The sequence below is a fragment of the Barrientosiimonas humi genome, assembly GCF_006716095.1.
GTDB lineage: Bacteria > Actinomycetota > Actinomycetes > Actinomycetales > Dermatophilaceae > Barrientosiimonas > Barrientosiimonas humi.
In genome coordinates this window covers 100,392-115,430 of the sequence record NZ_VFOK01000002.1, presented here as the reverse complement: position 1 = coordinate 115,430, position 15,039 = coordinate 100,392, and the positions used below count along the sequence as shown (strand labels likewise).

Annotated in this window: 9 protein-coding genes; 2 read left to right on the top strand and 7 right to left on the bottom strand. The window is 71.6% G+C overall.

Annotated elements, in window-relative coordinates; genetic code table 11:
- Positions 1 to 84 precede the first annotated feature (84 nt).
- Positions 85 to 2,367, top strand: a complete 2,283-nt coding sequence (locus FB554_RS16275) for a (Fe-S)-binding protein (protein ID WP_142007725.1) — start codon at positions 85 to 87, stop codon at positions 2,365 to 2,367.
- 141 nt (positions 2,368 to 2,508) lie between these two features.
- Here the strand turns inward: FB554_RS16275 and FB554_RS16270 are convergent, their stop codons facing one another.
- The 7 genes from FB554_RS16270 to FB554_RS16240 form a co-directional block, all read right to left on the bottom strand.
- A complete protein-coding gene (locus tag FB554_RS16270) occupies positions 2,509 to 3,159 on the bottom strand; it encodes a thiopurine S-methyltransferase (protein ID WP_142007724.1) in 651 nt (216 codons plus the stop codon).
- Positions 3,160 to 3,295: 136 nt separating this feature from the next.
- On the bottom strand, positions 3,296 to 6,370 hold the full coding sequence (locus FB554_RS16265; RefSeq protein ID WP_142007723.1) for an alpha-mannosidase: 3,075 nt from the start codon (positions 6,368 to 6,370) through the stop codon (positions 3,296 to 3,298).
- Positions 6,360 to 9,503 (bottom strand): GH92 family glycosyl hydrolase, encoded by a 3,144-nt coding sequence (locus FB554_RS16260; RefSeq protein WP_236022182.1) that lies wholly within the window; start codon positions 9,501 to 9,503, stop codon positions 6,360 to 6,362. Before FB554_RS16260 ends, FB554_RS16265 begins: the two co-directional genes overlap by 11 nt.
- Positions 9,500 to 10,693: an AGE family epimerase/isomerase gene (locus FB554_RS17450; protein ID WP_211344694.1), complete on the bottom strand. Its 1,194-nt coding sequence runs from the start codon at positions 10,691 to 10,693 to the stop codon at positions 9,500 to 9,502. The genes FB554_RS16260 and FB554_RS17450 overlap by 4 nt, the downstream gene beginning before the upstream one ends.
- A gap of 5 nt (positions 10,694 to 10,698) precedes the next feature.
- Complete coding sequence (locus FB554_RS16250; protein WP_211344693.1) at positions 10,699 to 11,634, bottom strand: carbohydrate ABC transporter permease; 936 nt, start codon at positions 11,632 to 11,634, stop codon at positions 10,699 to 10,701.
- The gene (locus FB554_RS16245) at positions 11,631 to 12,527 is read right to left on the bottom strand and encodes a carbohydrate ABC transporter permease (protein WP_236022181.1); all 897 of its coding nucleotides are present in this window, start codon (positions 12,525 to 12,527) and stop codon (positions 11,631 to 11,633) included. Before FB554_RS16245 ends, FB554_RS16250 begins: the two co-directional genes overlap by 4 nt.
- A gap of 1 nt (position 12,528) precedes the next feature.
- Positions 12,529 to 13,836, bottom strand: coding sequence for an ABC transporter substrate-binding protein (locus tag FB554_RS16240; RefSeq protein WP_142007720.1), 1,308 nt, complete (start codon positions 13,834 to 13,836; stop codon positions 12,529 to 12,531).
- Positions 13,837 to 14,001: 165 nt separating this feature from the next.
- Between FB554_RS16240 and FB554_RS16235 the strand changes: the two genes are divergently transcribed.
- The gene (locus FB554_RS16235) at positions 14,002 to 15,024 is read left to right on the top strand and encodes a LacI family DNA-binding transcriptional regulator (protein ID WP_142007719.1); all 1,023 of its coding nucleotides are present in this window, start codon (positions 14,002 to 14,004) and stop codon (positions 15,022 to 15,024) included.
- Positions 15,025 to 15,039: the final 15 nt, after the last annotated feature.

Here is a 15,039-nt window from a genome sequence, read left to right as displayed (position 1 = left end):
GCGGCCCGCCCGTCAATCTCGATCCGCGACCGGCAGACGAGCCGGGAACGTTACCAGCGGGTAACCCATCGTTAGACTGCGCGCATGACCCCGCTCCAGATCGTCTGCGCCGTCATCGCGCTGGGCATCACCGCCGTCGGCATCGCGCTGATGGTCCGCGCCGTGCGCCGCATCCTGGCCACCTTCCGCCTCGGCCAGCCCGAGAACCGCGGCGACCACAAGGGCGAGCGCACCCGCACCCTGCTGCGCGAGTTCCTCGGCCACACCCGCATGTCGCGCATCCGCATCGTGTCGGCGGCGCACTGGGTGACGATGATCGCGTTCGGCTTCCTGTTCTTCACGCTGCTGACGGCGTTCGGGCAGATCTTCGACCCGCACTTCGCGATCCCGCTGATCGGCCACTTCCCGGTGTACGAGTGGATCACCGACATCCTCACGATCTCCGGCATCGTCGGGATCGTCGTGCTGATGGCCGTGCGCCGCAAGAACCACCCGGGCCGGGTCCCGACCGAGCGCCGCTCGCGCTTCTTCGGGTCGACGTTCTGGCAGGCCTACTACGTCGAGCTGACCATCCTCGGCGTGATGCTGTGCATCCTGACCCTGCGCGGCCTGGAGTACGCCCTGCAGAGCAAGACCGAGGACGTCAACGCCATCGCGCACTACCCGCTGACCTTCCCCGTCGGCGAGGCGTTCAGCGGGCTGTCGCAGACGTCGCTGGAGCAGCTCATCGTCGTCATCGCGACGATCAAGATCGTCATCTCGTTCGCCTGGATGATCACCATCTCGCTGAACACCACGATGGGCGTCGCCTGGCACCGCTTCCTGGCGTTCTTCAACATCTTCTTCAAGCGGCACGCCGACGGGCGCACCTCGCTGGGTGCCCTGGCGCCGATGCAGATCGACGGCAAGCCGGTCGACTTCGACAACCTCGACGAGCTGATGGACGACGAGAGCGAGGCCGAGCCGAAGCTGGGCGTCGGCGCCGTCGAGCAGTTCACCTGGAAGGGCCTGCTCGACTTCTCCACCTGCACCGAGTGCGGCCGCTGCCAGAGCCAGTGCCCGGCGTGGAACACCGAGAAGCCGCTGTCGCCCAAGCTACTGATGATGACGCTGCGCGACCACGCCAGCGCCAAGGCGCCGTATCTGCAGGCGGCACAGGCGGGTTCGACCGTGGCGGTCGAGGAGGCCCAGGGCTCGCAGACGGCGCAGGTCGCCGAGCTCAGTCTCGTCGGGCAGACCGGCTACGACATCGGCTCGCCGCTGACGGCGTACGACCCGCTCGGCGTGAGCGGTGCCGGCGCCGTGGTCGACGAGGACGTCCTGTGGTCGTGCACCACGTGCGGGGCGTGCGTCGAGCAGTGCCCGGTCGACATCGAGCACGTCGACCACATCGTCGACATGCGCCGCCACCAGGTGCTGCTGGAGTCGGCGTTCCCGACCGAGCTCGGCGGGCTGTTCAAGAACCTGGAGAACAAGCAGAACCCGTGGGGCATGTCCGCGCGGGCGCGGATGGACTGGGCCAAGGACCTGCCGTTCGACGTCAAGGTCATCGGGGGCGCGGGCAGCAACGCCGTCGAGTCGGCCACGGACGTCGAGTGGCTGTTCTGGGTCGGGTGCGCGGGGGCGTACGAGGACCGCGCGAAGAAGACCACGCGCGCGGTGGCCGAGCTGCTGCACACCGCGGGCGTGGAGTTCGCGGTGCTCGGCGACGGCGAGACCTGCACCGGCGACCCGGCGCGGCGCGCGGGCAACGAGATGCTCTTCCAGATGCTCGCGCAGCAGAACGTCGAGACGCTGGGCGAGGTCGGGGCGACCAAGATCGTCGTGACCTGCGCGCACTGCTTCAACACGATCAAGAACGAGTACCCCCAGCTCGGCGGGTCCTACGAGGTCGTGCACCACACGCAGCTGCTCAACCGCCTCGTGCGCGAGAAGAAGCTGACGCCGGTCGCGCGCCCCGACGAGGCCGACACCTCCGGCGCCGCCTCGACCGCGCCGAGCGTGACCTACCACGACCCGTGCTACCTCGGCCGGCACAACGGGGTGTACGCCCCGCCGCGCGAGCTGATCGGCGCGCTGCCGGGGGTGGAGTACCGCGAGATGGAGCGGTCGGGCGAGACCTCGTTCTGCTGCGGCGCCGGCGGCGCGCGCATGTGGATGGAGGAGAAGCTCGGCAACCGCATCAACCTCGACCGCACCGCCGAGGCGGTCGCGACGGGCGCCGACCGGATCGCCATCGGCTGCCCGTTCTGCCGCGTGATGCTCACCGACGGCCTCACCGCCCAGCAGTCCGACGGGCAGGCGCGTGAGGACGTCGAGGTGGTCGACGTCGCCAACATGCTGCTGGCGGCGGTCAAGCGCGGCTGAGCTGGTCGAGTAGGCCCGCGAGGAACGAGTGGGCCGTATCGAGACCAACGCATGAAACCGGGTTACGTGCGTTTGACCTCAATGCATTGGGGTCAGATGCACGTAACCCGGTTTCATGCCCGACGGGGGGCGCGTAGCCGGTCAGTGGTGGGTGAGGGCGTACGTCGTCGTCGCCAGCTCGGTCAGGCCGGCCCGGGCGAGGCGCGGCTCGGGCTCGTCCACGGACCGCTCGAGTCGGTCCACCTGCCAGGCGGGGGCGTACAGCCGGTCGACCTCGGGCTCGGGCACCGAGAACGGCGGGCCGTCCATGCGGGACTGGTCGTAGTCGAGGGTGACGACCAGGCCGCGGGTGCCGGGCGCGAGGTGATCGAACAGCCGCGCGTAGCGGGGCCGCTCGTCGGCGGGCAGCGCGATGAGCGCCGCCCGGTCGAAGACCGCCGCGCAACTGCCGAGGCCGGCCACGTCGAGGTCGAAGACGTCGCCGCGGATCAGCTCGTAGTGCCCGGCGACGTGGTGCACGCCGTACGCCGACTCGTGCACGTCGGGCTGCAGCCCACGCTCGGCGAAGAACTGGTCGATCGCCAGCTGGGACAGCTCGACGCCGAGCACCGGGTGGCCGTGCTCGACCAGCCAGACCATGTCGAGGCTCTTGCCGGCCAGCGGCACGAAGACCCGCGCGCCGGCCGGCACGCCGAGCCTGGGCCAGTGCTGCTCGAGCTGAGGCGTGACCGTCTGCTGGTGGAAGCCGATCCGTCCCTCGGCCCACCGCTGCTCCCACATCTGCGCGTCCATGACGCCATCCTCGCGGGTGAGGTCGCGGGGGCCGGCCAGCAGGCCCTGACCGGCGCATGAAACCCGGTTAGGTGCGTTTGACCTCAATGCATTGGGGTCAGATGCACGTAACCCGGTTTCATGCCCGACGGGGGGGTTAGGTGGTGGGGGTCAGGTGGTGGGGGGCCGGGGGTGGCTGGGTCAGGTCGTGGGGGGGCGGGGTGGCGCGCAGGGTGGCGACCTCGAAGGCGCCCAGGTCGAAGGAGACCCAGCCGTCGGCGTCGGGCTCGAGGCCGGCGTCGGGGAGCGGTTCTTCGAGCAGGTTCGCCCGGCGTACGTCCGTGGCCGGCACGGCGAACCGGACCCGCCCGCGCGTGCGACCACCGAGGGCCTCGTGCACCCGGACGACCAGGTCGCCGGAACGGTCGGCGGCCTGCTTCACCGCGGTGCGGACCACGCCCTCGCCGTCGACCTCGACGATCGGCGCGACCGGCTCGCCGCCGGTGATCTCGCGGGCCGGGGTGTTGAGCACCTCGCCCTCGCGCGCGGCGATCGCGGCGTCGGCGCCGACGACCAGGCCGTAGCGGTGGGTCTGCTCGCCCTGGTCGGTCTCGGGGTCGGGGAAGCGCGGCGCGCGCAGCAGCGACAGCCGCAGCGTGGTGGTCGGTCCGTCGTCGGTGACGTCGCGCGTCACGTCGTAGCCGTAGGTCGAGTCGTTGACCAGCGCCACCCCGAAGCCGCGCTCCTCGACCAGCACGAAGCGGTGCATCGACACCTCGAACTTCGCGGCCTCCCACGAGGTGTTGGTGTGCGTGACGCGCTTGTGGTGGCCGAACTGGGTCTCGGCCGCGGTGTGCTCGGCGCGCACGTCGAGCGGGAAGGCGACCTTGAGGAACTTCTCGGTCTCGTGCCAGTCGGTGGTCTGGTCGACGGTCAGCGTGCGGCTGCCGGGCGCCAGCGAAAGTGCTTGTCGCACAGTAGATTCCGGCGTGATGGCCCGCTCGATGGTCACGGTGGCGACGCCGTCGACGACCTCCCCGGCGATGCTCTCGACGTCGCGCAGGTCGGTCACCCGGTTGCGGTAGAAGCGGTCGACGTCCCACGCGTCCCACAGGTTCGGGAAGTCCTGGTGCAGCTGCAGCAGGTTGGCCTCGCCGCCGGGCGCGATCGCCTCGCGGCCGGTCGCCACGTCGACGGCCGAGGTGATCAGCCCCTCGCCCGTGACGACGACGCGCACGACGCCGTTGTCGAGCACGAACCCGCCGTCGCGCTCCTCCAGCGCGGTGCCGTCCGCGGCCGGCGCGTCGAGCAGGCCGACGCCGCCGGCGGGGGTGCCGTCGATGGCGTACGAGCTCGCGTTGGCGAGCAGCGCGGTCTCGCCTGCCCCGGTGAGCGCCTCGAGCGAGCGGGCGACGATCGCCTCGGCGGCGGCGGTGACCCGGGCGTACTGCGCCACGGCCTCGCGGTGCACCCAGGCGATCGAGGTGCCGGGGAGGATGTCGTGGAACTGCTGCAGCAGCACCTGGTGCCACAGGGCGTCGAGCTCGTCGTGGGGGTAGTCCAGCCCGGCGCGCGCCGCGGCGGTCACCGCCCACAGCTCGGCCTCGACGAGCAGGTGCTCGGTGCGCCGGTTGCCCTGCTTGGTCTTGTGCTGCGAGGTGAGGGTGGCGCGGTGCAGCTCGAGGTAGAGCTCGCCCACCCAGACCGGCGCGTCGGCCAGCTCCTCGCGGGCGCGGGCGAAGAAGTCGTCGGGGTGCTCCCAGCGCACCTGCGCGCTGCCCTCGAGGTCGGCCAGCCGCTGCGCCTTGCCGACCATCTCGCGGGTGGTGCCGCCGCCGCCGTCGCCCCAGCCGACGGGGGCGATCGAGCCGGTGGCGACCCGGTTCTCGCGGAACTGGGTCGAGGCCTTGGCGACCTCGGAGCCGGACAGCTGGGAGTTGTAGGTGTCCATCGGCGGGAAGTGGCTGAACACCCGGGAGCCGTCGATGCCCTCCCACCAGAACGTGTGGTGCGGGAACTTGTTGACCTGGTTCCAGGAGATCTTCTGGGTGAAGAACCAGTCGAAGCCGGCGCGGCGCACCAGCTGCGGCAGCGCCGGCGAGTAGCCGAAGCTGTCGGGCAGCCACACGCCGTGGGTGCGCACGCCGAGCTCGGTCTCGAAGAACCGCTGGCCGTAGAGGAACTGGCGCACCAGCGACTCGCCCGACGGCATCACGGTGTCGCTCTCGACCCACATGCCGCCGAGCGGCACGAACCGGCCGGCGGCCACGGCGTCCTTGACCCGCTGCCAGACCTCGGGGCGGTGCTCCTTGATCCAGGCGTACTGCTGGGCGCTGGACATGCCGTAGCGGAAGTCGTCGGTCTCGTCGATGAGCGCGGTCATCGAGGAGGTGGTGCGGGCGACCTTGCGGATCGTCTCGCGCACCGGCCACAGCCAGGCCGAGTCGATGTGCGCGTGGCCGATGGCCGAGATCTGGTGGGCGCTGGCGTCGGAGCGCTGGTCGAGCACCCCGCGCAGCGCGGCGCGCGCGTCGGGCGCGGTCTGCGAGATGCGTTGCAGGTCAAGGCGATCCAGCGCGTCGTCGAGCGCCTGGAGGACGCGCATGCGGCGCGGGCCCTCGGGCAGCTCGGCCTGCAGCTCGAAGAGCACCTCGAGGTCGAGGGCGAGCTCGTGCACCTCGGCGTCGAAGACGGCCAGGTCCATCCGGCGCGTGGTGTAGAGCGGCTTCGGCGAGGAGGTCTGGACGTCGCCCTCCTGCGTCGGCAGGAAGGGGTGGTAGTCCAGCAGCACCGGGTTGCTCGCGCCCTCGACGAACAGCTCGACGGTCTCGCCGCCCTCGGCCGGGTCGGCCACGAGCACCCACTGGTTGCGCGGGTTCAGCGACTTCACCGGCGTCAGGTCGGGGCGATAGACCAGACCCTCGCACTGGAAGCCGGTCATGTTGGTGTCGAAGCCGAGGTCGACCACGACCTCGACGCGCCGGCCCGCCCACTCCTGCGGGACGGTGCCGGTGAGCCGGAACCAGGTGGTGCCCCACGCCGGGCCCCACGGGATGCCGACGGAGTAGGGCTCGTAGTCCAGCTCGAGACCCTCGGCCGGCGGCACGGGCTCGCCGGGCAGCTGGTGCACCTCGACGGTCAGCGGCTGCGACTCGGGGTGCACCGCGGGCCACACCCGCTCGGTCAGGACTCGCCGGACGCGGCCGACGGTGAGCGAGATGTCATCGTGCACGGTGCTGCTCCTGGGTGGTGTCGAGGTCGGGGTTGTCCGCCCGCGACGGGTCGGCGGCGAGCACCTCGACCTGTCGCAGGCTGCAGTCTTCCAGGGCGGTCAGGCGTACGCCCGTGGCGGCGCCGCCCGCGCCGTCCAGGGAGAAGACCCGCGTCTGACGGGTCCAGCGGAAGCGGGCGTCACGCAGCTCGGTGCGCTGCACCACGGTGTCTCCGGCGAGCACCTCCACGGCGAGCGAGATCGTCGCCGGCTCGCCGATCGTCAACGACAGCAACGAGATCGGCGACGGTTCGGACAGACGCACGGTGACCGCGTCACCCGGGCGAAGGCGTACGTCGTGGTCGGCTGCGTCGTCGACGAGCGCCGCTGCGCCCGCCACCCCGGAGGCCGCCGCGGCGAGGTCGGCCGGCGGGGTGCGGAAGCCGTGCAGCTGGGAGGCCGACGGCGGGCGGCTGTCGCGCGCCCAGCCCTGCGGGGTGCGTGCCAGGTCGAACTCGATGCGCGAGCCGCGGGCCAGCACCTCGTGCGGGAGGGTGATCTCGTGCCACGGCTCGCCGTCGACGCGCACCGCGCGCACGAACCGCGCCGCCGGGTCGAAGTCGGGCACCGTGATCGTGGTGACCGCGTCGCCGCCGAGCGGCCGGATGCGGGTCTGCGGCACCGCGGGCGGCAGCAGCACGAACGTGCCGGTGGCCGGGACCAGCGGGTAGAGGCCGACGGTCGCGAAGGTCCACCACGCACTCATCTCGCCGTTGTCCTCGTCGCCGGGGTATCCCTGGCCCAGGTCGGACCCGACGAAGAGGCGGTCGAGACAGTCGCGCACGACCGCGTGGGCGTCGTCGTGGCGTCCGGCGAACATGTACATGAACGGGATGTGGTGCGCCGGCTGGTTGGACAGCCCCAGCATGCCCAGGCGCACGTCGCGCGCCTCGGCCATCTCGTGGATCACGAATCCGTAGTGACCGGAGAGGGATTCGGCGGCCGTCTCGGGGGTCGCGAGCAGCGCGTCGAGCGCCGCACCGAACCGCTCCTCGCCGTCGTAGAGCCGCACCAACCCCGCCCCGTCGTGCGGCGCGGTGAACCGGGTGCCCCACGCGTTGGTCTCGGTGTAGTCGTGGCCCCACTCGGCCGGGTCGAAGCCCGGTCGCCAGGCCCCGTCGGCCTCGCGCCCGCGGAAGAATCCGCTGTCCTGGTCGAAGACGAGGGCGTACGACAGTGACCGGCGCGCGAGGTACTCGTGCTCGGCGGCCCAGTCGTGGTCGGCGTCGTCGGTCGCGCCGTCACCGACGAGCCGGGCCGCCAGCTGCGCACCACCCCAGTCGTTGATCGCGTTGTCGAGCGTCCACGACATGCCTTCGTGGGTGGCGGTGTCGATGTAGCCGCGAAAGATCCCGCACGACAAGCCTTTTCGGCCCACGCGCTGGTCGTCGGCGGGCACGGTCGCGTTCTTCAGCACGGTGTCGTACGCCGCCCGCAGGTCGATCCCGGGCACCCCCCTGAGCGCGAGGTCGGCGAGGACCACGTCGAGGGTCGTGCCGGTCATGCAGTCCTCGGCGCCGGGCGCGCTCCAGCGCGGCGTCCAGCCGCACAGGTCGGCGTGCCGCACGAAACCCTGCGCCAGCTCGCCGGCCGTGCCGGGCTCGAGCAGCGCGAGGAGCGGCCACTCGGTGCGGTAGGTGTCCCAGAACCCGTTGGTCGTGCTCACCTCGCCCGCGGTGACCTCGAACGGCGGATAGGGCGAGGCGAAGGCCGGCTCGTCGCGGCCGGCCCGCTCGCCCATCCGGTTGGGATAGAGGAACGACCGGTAGAGCCCGGAGGCGAGCGACACCTGCTGGTCGGCGGTCTCGCCGGCGACCTCGACCGTCGCGAGACGCTCGCGCCACGCGGCCTCGGCGGCACCGCACATCTGGTCGAAATCGCCTGCGGCAGAAAGGTTCTCGCGGGCCTGGGTGACGTCGACGGTGGAGATGCCGAGCCCGGCCTCCACCTGGCCGCGGGCGTCGGGACGCACCATGACGGAGCCCTGCAGCCGGCCGTCCTCGACCGTCAGCCGCTCGGCGACCGCGCCCGCGACGCGCAGGTGCACGAAGTGCGGCGGGGTGCCCTCGCGGTCGTCCAGCCGCAGCTCGACGACGGCCACGCCGTCGCGCACCGCCACCTGCACCTCGGTCACGGTGCCGTGGTGGTCGAGCACCAGCGACCCCTGCTCGCCGGGGAGGCCGAACCGCATGCCGAGGGCGTGCTCGCCGGCGGTGAGCTCGGCGGTGACACCGCCGTCGAGCCGCACGGCGTAGCGGTGCGGCCCGGCGTGCTCGTCGGCGTGGTCGAACCCCAGGGCCCGCCCCTGCGGCGACACGTCGGGGTCGGTCGAGGCGCTCGGCATCACCTGGAACACCCCGCGGTCACCCATCCACGGGCTCGGCAGGTGCGAGGTGGCGAACGCCTGCAGTGCCGGTCGCGCGTCGTCGCGCAGGTGGCCGGCCCAGGAGTAGGGCCAGGACCGGCTCGTCGCGTCGGTCGTCGGCAGCCCGAAGACCCCGCCGTGCGGCAGTCCGACGAGCGGCGCGTTGTTGCCGCGGGAGAACCGGTCGGAGGAGTGCGAGCCGCGACGGGTGTCGACGCTGCCGAGCCCGGGCTCGATCGCGGGCACGGGCCGCACCGCCACCTCGTCGACGTGCGAGCGCAGCGCGCGCCGCGGCGAGGCCACCACGACGGCGTACGCCTCCCGCACCCGGCGACCGGCCACCGGGTCGAGCATGACCCGGCGCAGGTTCCACTGGTCGACCCAGGTGCGCCGCGCGGCGGCCTGCGCGGCCGGGTCGACGGCGCCGGCGTACTGGTCCAGCGCACCGGACGCGCTCAGCCAGGTGCCGTCGTCGAGCAGCAGGTCGACCGCGAGAGCCGTTGCGTCCCAACGGGACTCGAGATCATCGGTCCCCTCGGGGAAGACCGTCCAGCACAGCTGCGTGCCGGCCTCGAGCTCGGTCCCGGCGAGCACGCCGGGCAGCAGCACGCGCTGCACGCCCTCGCCGGGCGGGACCTCGACCAGCCACGGGTCGGGGCGGGTCAGGCCGGTGCCCGGGCGCGCCGCGACCGCTGCCGCGGGACCGGAGCCGCGGGTCGCCGCCGTCACCACCGGGGCCGAGCCGCGCCGACGAAGCTGGCGGCGTCGGGCAGCAGCGGCAGCACCGACGCCTGGTAGGCGTGATAGATGTCGGGCCGGCCCGGCCAGACCGTGGCCGACGGCTGGTTGTCGGGGCCGAGCTCGTGCACCCACGACCCGTCGGTGGGGTCGATGAGGTGGGTGCGGGCGTAGTCCCACCAGCGGGCGCCGTCGTCGAGGTAGCGCTGCTCCCCCGTCGCCCGGTGCAGCACCGCGGCGGTGGCGGTGGCCTCGGCCAGCACCCAGTGCATCCGCTCGCGCACGACCGGCCGGTCGTGGAAGTCGGTGGTGTAGACGAACCCGTCGGCGCCGTCGACCGCCCAGCCGCGCTGCACGCCGGCGTCGTAGAGGCTGATCGCGTCGGGCAGCAGCCAGTCGGCCGCCGCGTCGCCCTGGGCGGTGCGCACCGCGAGCGCCAGCCGCGACCACTCCAGCAGGTGCCCGATGGTCACGCCGTAGGGGCGGAACGGGTGGCCCGGCTCGTCGACGTTGTAGTCGAGGATCGGGCGCCACCCGGTGTCGAAGTGCTCGGGCAGGCGCCAGTCGTGCTCGCGCGCGAAGCCGTGCACGACCCGCTCGGTGATGCGCGCGGCCCGCTCGCGCAGCCCCGCGTCGCCGGTCACGTCGGCCGCGGCCAGCAGCGCCTCGACCGTGTGCATGTTGGCGTTGACGCCGCGGTAGTCGTCGAGCCGGGTCCACGCGGCGTCCCACTCGTCGACCGACATGCCGGCCTGCTCGTCCCAGAAGCGCTGGTCGAGCACGGCCAGCGCCTCGTCGAGCAGCGCCTGGCCGTCGGGGTGGCCGGCGCCGGTGGCCGACGCGGCCGCGAGCACGACGAACGCGTGGGCGTAGGCCTCCTTCAGGTCGGGGCGGCTGGTGTCGGAGAACCAGCCCCCGTGCTCGGCGTCGCGCAGCGGCCCGGTCAGCGCGCGTACGCCCACGTCGACCAGGTCCTGCGCCTCGCCCGACCCGTGCAGCGCGCCGAGCGCGGCCACGTGGGTCATCCGGGAGGTGATCCAGGTGGCGACCGGCCGGGAGGGGTCGAGCTCGCTGGCGTCGTCGAGGTAGCCGAAGCCGCCGTCGGGGTGGACCGCGCGGCCCACCAGGGCCAGCAGCCGGCGCCCCTCGTCGTCGAACCAGTGCGTGTCCGGCAGCGTCATCCCGGTCATCCCTTCACCGCGCCTTCCTCGACTCCCTTGAAGAAGAATCGTTGCAGCACGGCGAACAGCACCGCGATCGGGATGAAGGCGATCATCGTGCCGGCGGCGATGACCCGCGGGTTGAGCGTGAACGCGCCGGAGAGGTACTGCAGGCCCACGGTGAGCGTGTAGTTCTGCGGGTCGGTGAGCACGATGAGCGGCCACAGGAAGTCGTCCCAGGCCCCGATGAACGCGAAGATGCAGATCACGCTGAGCATCCCGCGCACCGACGGCAGCCCGATGTAGCGCAGCCGCTGCCAGGCGTTGGCCCCGTCGATCTTGGCCGACATCTCCAGCTCCTCGGGGATGGCCGCGAACGCCACCCGCATGAGCAGCACGTTGAGCATGCCGATCATCCCGGGCAGGGCGACCCCGAGCAGGGTGTCGGCGAGACCCATCGAGCGGACGGTGACGTACTGCGCGATGATCGTCGCCTCGCCGGGGAGGATCAGGGTGGCGAGCAGCAGCCCGAAGACCAGCTTGCGCCCCTTCCACTCCAGCCGGGCGAGGGCGTATCCCGCGCAGGTCGCGCCGATCACGTTGCCGCCGACGACCAGCACCGCGACGATGATCGAGTTCAGCGCGTAGTTCCAGACCGGGATGGTCTCGGCCACCGCGCTGTAGTTGGTCAGCGTCGGCGACTCCGGCAGGAAGCGCGGCGTCGCCGTGTAGACGTCCTCGGTCGGGCTCTTCAGCGACGTGGACAGCTGCCACAGGAACGGCCCGATGGTGATGAGCAGCACCACCACGAGCAGGACGTAGCGGATCGCCATCTCCTTGCCGGACATCCGGCTGAAGGAGTACGACCGTCGCCGGCTCGCGCGTCCGCCGCCCCCGCCGGTGCCCGGCTCGGTCGGCTCGGCGCCCTGCGTCACGGTGGCGACGCCGGTGGGGGCACTCATGCCTGCCCCTCCTTCCGGTTGAGCCGGGCCAGCAGCAGCATCGGCACCAGCGTGATGAAGAACAGCAGCAGGCTCAGCGCCGAGGCGTAGCCGAGGTTGCCGTTGAAGCCGCGGCTGTAGAGCTGGATGAGCATGACGACCGAGCTGACATAGCCACCCGGGCCGCCGGTCTCGTTGGTCATGACGTAGAGCTCGGTGAAGATGCGCAGCGCCGACACGGTGATCAGGATCGTGACGAGCAGCATCGTGCCGCGCACGCCGGGGAGGGTGACCGACAGGAACCGCCGGACCGGGCCGGCGCCGTCGACGGCGGCCGCCTCGTGCAGCTCGCGCGGCACGTTCCCGAGCGCCGACAGGTAGATGATCATGTAGTAGCCGAGGCCCTTCCAGACCGTGAGGCTGATCGCGCTGAGCAGCAGCAGCCACCGGTCGCTGAGGAACGGCAGCGGGCCCGAGAGGATCCCGAGCTGCTGAGCGATGGAGTTGATCGCGCCGCGGTCGTCGAGCATCCAGTTCCAGATGAGCGCGACGACCACGGCCGAGGCGATCACCGGGGTGTAGAACGCGGTCCGGAAGAAGGTGATCCCGGGCAGCTTCTTCTCCACCAGCAGCGCGAGCAGCAGCGGCAGCAGGGTCAGCAGCGGGACGCACACCAGCATGTAGACCACGCTGTTGAGCAGGGCGTGGGCGAGCTGGGTGTCGTCCAGCATCCGCTCGAAGTTGGCCAGCCCGACGAGCTGACCGCCGCCGAGCGGCTTGGCGTCGGTGAACGCCAGGAACACGGTGTTGATCGCCGGCCAGATGTTGAACACCACCAGCCACACCACGGCGGGTGCGACCAGCAGCCAGGGGGTGAACCAGCGTTGCTGCTGGATGGTCGAGCCGGAGCGCACCTCAGCTTCCCTGGCCGTTGTTCAGCAGCTCGTTGCACTTCTTCACGGCGTCGTCGAGCGCCTTCTTGGAGCTGACCTTGCCCGAGATCGCGAGCGCGAACTGCTGGTCGATGAAGGTGGCCATCGCCGAGTCGACGACGACCGGCTGCAGCAGCTTGGCGGTCTTGAGGGTGTTGAACGCCATGACCTTGGCGTCACCCGCGGGCGTGCCGTCGCTCTTGCTGAAGAACGGGTCCTTGCTGGAGGCCGTCGTGCTCGGGAAGACGCCGGGCACCTCCTTGGCGAACTGCGCCTGGTTCTGCGGGTTCGTGACCCACCGCGCCAGCGCGATCGCGGCCGGCAGGTTCTTGCTCTTGGACGAGACCGACAGGCCCTGGACGTACAGCGGGCCGGTGCCGAACGCCTTGCTCGGCACGACCTGCTTGGCCAGCGTCGGGTTCGACTCGGCGATGCTCGGGATGGTGTTGCCGCCGCCGGTGGTCCAGCCGACCTTCTGCTGGTTGAACAGCTCGCTGTTGCCGAGGTACTTGCTGGACAGCACGTCGCGCGGCATGAGCCCGTCGCTGTACGCCTTCCGGTACTTGTCCAGCAGCGCCACCGCCTGCGGGGTGTTGAAGACGAACTTCTTGCCGTCCTCGCTGAGGATCGGGATGCCCTCCTGCGCGAGGTCGCCGACGCCCGGCTTGCGGCTCATCAGGTAGTCCTTGCCGCCGGACTTGGTCTTCACCGTGCCGGCCGCGCTGATCAGGCTGTCCAGGTCGGTCGGCAGCTGGTCGGTGTTGATGCCGTTGCGCTTGAGCATCGCCGTGTTCCAGTAGTTCACGTCGGTGCCGAGGTACCACGGGTAGCCGAAGGTGCCCTTGGTGCCGGCGTACTGGTAGGCCTCGAGCCCGCCGGGCACGAAGTCGCGGGTGAGGTTGCTGTCCTGGGTCGAGACGTCCAGCAGCATGTTCTGCCTGACCATCGGCAGCGCGAAGTCGGGCGGCAGGTTGACGACGTCGGGCAGGGTGCCCGAGCTGGCCTGGCTGAGCACCTTGTCGGAGTAGCCGTCGCCGGGCTGGTCGAGCCAGTTGACCTTGACCCCGGGGTACTCCTTCTCGAAGCCGCTGATCACGCCCTGCATGTACTTGGTGAACTTCGGCTTCAGCGCCCAGGTCTGGATCGAGACCGTGCCCTTGACCTCGCCGGTGACGCTGCTGGTCGGCTGCGCCGAGCTGCCCGCGTCGCCGCCTCCGATGCCACAACCGGTGGCCACCAGCGCCACCCCGATCGCCCCTGCCGCGATGCCGTGCCGGCGTCCTGCGCCCATGATGGCCACTCCTTCGTCGTCCGCTGTTCTTAAGCGGTTTAGTCGTCCGCTACTATCCCCACAGCGCGGTACGCCGTCAAGGACTTCACGCAAAACCGCTCGCCGATCCGCGAGCTCGCCGCAGCCACCTGCAGCACTGGACCAGCACGACCCCGGGGAGGACGAGTGGCCAGGCCGACCATCGCCGACATCGCCGCGCGCGCCGGCGTGTCCAAGGGTGCGGTGTCGTTCGCGCTCAACGGCCGCCCGGGCGTCAGCGAGCAGACCCGCGCGCGCATCCTCGCGGTCGCCGACGAGATGCACTGGCGCCCGCACAGCGCGGCCCGCGCGCTCGGCCGCGCCGCCCCCGACGCCGTCGGCCTGGTGCTCTCCCGCCCCGCGCAGACCCTCGGCGTCGAGCCGTTCTTCGGCGAGCTGCTCTCCGGGCTGCAGGCGGGCCTGTCGACCCGCGGCACCGCGCTGCAGCTGCTCATCGTGGACAGCCTCGAGGCCGAGATCGAGGTCTACCGCGACTGGGCCGCGCAGCAGCGGGTGGCCGGCTTCGTGGTGCTCGACCTGACCGTCGACGACCCGCGCCCCGCCGTGCTGGGCGAGCTGTCGGTGCCCTCGCTCGTGCTCGGCGGACCGCTCGAACCCAGCGAGACACTGTCGTACGCCTGGATCGACGACGCCGAGGCGATGCTGTCGGCGATCGATTACCTCGCAGCCCTCGGCCACCACGACATCGTGCACGTCGCGGGGCTCGAGCAGTTCCGGCACACCCAGCGGCGGATCGCCGCGCTGGAGTCCTCGCGCGAGCGGCTCGACCTGCGCTGCCGCTCGATCCCCACCGACTTCAGCGACACCGAGGGAGCGGCCATCACCCGCCGGCTGCTCGCCTCGCGCGAGCGGCCGACGGCGATCGTCTACGACAGCGACGTGATGGCCGTGGCCGGTCTCGGCGTCGCGCTCGAGATGGGCGTCGACGTGCCGGGCGAGGTCTCGATCGTCTCGTTCGACGACTCGCTGCTGACCCGGCTCACCCACCCCGCGCTGACCGCGCTGTCGCGCGACACTCAGGCCTGGGGCCGCGAGATCGGCGAGCTGATCCTGCGCCTGGTCGACGAGCCCGGCGAGCGGGTGGTGCACCAGCACCCCACGCCCACGCTCGTGGTGCGCGAGAGCACCGCGCGCGTACGCCGTTCCTGAGCACCCGTTGCCACG

Excerpts from the sequence above, each read along its gene's own strand:
- FB554_RS16275 (WP_142007725.1), top strand. The coding sequence starts at position 85 with ATGACCCCGCTCCAGATCGTCTGCGCCGTCATCGCGCTGGGCATCACC.
- FB554_RS16270 (WP_142007724.1), bottom strand. The coding sequence starts at position 3,159 with ATGGACGCGCAGATGTGGGAGCAGCGGTGGGCCGAGGGACGGATCGGC.
- FB554_RS17450 (WP_211344694.1), bottom strand. The coding sequence starts at position 10,693 with ATGACGCTGCCGGACACGCACTGGTTCGACGACGAGGGGCGCCGGCTG.
- FB554_RS16250 (WP_211344693.1), bottom strand. The coding sequence starts at position 11,634 with ATGAGTGCCCCCACCGGCGTCGCCACCGTGACGCAGGGCGCCGAGCCG.
- FB554_RS16240 (WP_142007720.1), bottom strand. The coding sequence starts at position 13,836 with ATGGGCGCAGGACGCCGGCACGGCATCGCGGCAGGGGCGATCGGGGTG.